This window comes from Neisseria sp. P0021.S007, from assembly GCF_051956855.1.
Genome location: NZ_JBQCXA010000232.1, coordinates 1 through 915, shown reverse-complemented (window position 1 = coordinate 915; position 915 = coordinate 1). Strand labels below are relative to the sequence as shown.

Genomic DNA, 915 nt, shown 5'->3' with positions numbered 1-915 from the left:
GGCGTAACGCCAATAGGGTTCCGGAATGCTGTCTGCGTTTTCTTTGTGCGCTTTTTCAGCAATCTTTGCCATGCGGATTTGCAGCCAGACAACGGGCAGCCAGCAAATGCCCGAAAGAACGTATAAACCAAGCGTCATCCATATCCAATCTTGTTCTAGCATCGTCGACACGGTATAGCTGCGTTCGTATAGCATCCATAAACCGGACAAGGGTTGGAAAATGACGGCGGGGGTCGTAAACCACCAATCTGCTTTGATGACCCAATGCGATACGACCGACTGCGCGGCAACCGAGCCGCTGCGGTTTGCCCAAAAGAGGTAAAACGCTGTACCAAAACCGGTGCCGACCATTAAGGTAGCCGAGATGATGTGCAGGGTTTTAACAATTAAATAGGTGTTCATTTCTTATCTCCTACGGATTGATACAGGAAAAATAAAATAGCCATAATCGGCAGGTTTTTTACCAAAGGCGCAAATGGATGCGCCCACATTTCAGGCAGCCTGAAGGCGATGATCAGGCTGTATGTTGCGACGGTTATCAATTGCAGCAGCCATATTGCTGAACGGGAGCGAAAGCGGCTGAAGCATAAAAAGGCAAAACCGATGTCCAGCAGCGAAGCGACGATTAATGTCGGCCATTGCAACGGATTAGGAATGCCGACCGAATGCAGCAAATCCAATGACATTTCAGGCATGAAGAACAGAGGTTGCGTACCGCTCCAAAGCCATAGCAGCCCCATCGAGTAAGGCAGGTAAGCGGGGAGAGTGTGCGTAGCGTTGCCAGACATATTGGTTTCCTAATTTCATTTCGGGTTGTTTATATATTTAGTCTGTAATTTCTAAAATTTCTGCCAAAAGAGAAATGTTGGAGTAAAAAAATTAGGTAGGTTCTTGAATATCATCCTCCCCCGGAGG

The 915-nt window shown here is 47.5% G+C and carries 2 protein-coding genes; both read right to left on the bottom strand.

Features of this window, described 5'->3' with window-relative positions:
* On the bottom strand, nt 1-402 hold a 402-nt coding region (locus ACTHUR_RS12465), incomplete at its 3' end, for a DUF2269 family protein (RefSeq protein ID WP_440398797.1).
* Nucleotides 399-788, bottom strand: coding sequence for a DoxX-like family protein (locus tag ACTHUR_RS12460; RefSeq protein ID WP_107812743.1), 390 nt, complete (start codon nt 786-788; stop codon nt 399-401). The genes ACTHUR_RS12460 and ACTHUR_RS12465, both read right to left, overlap by 4 nt.
* Between the last annotated feature and the right edge of the window lie 127 nt (nt 789-915).

What these genes read in the sequence shown, in the direction of transcription:
- ACTHUR_RS12460 (WP_107812743.1), bottom strand. Translation starts at nt 788, where the DNA reads ATGTCTGGCAACGCTACGCACACTCTCCCCGCTTACCTGCCTTACTCG.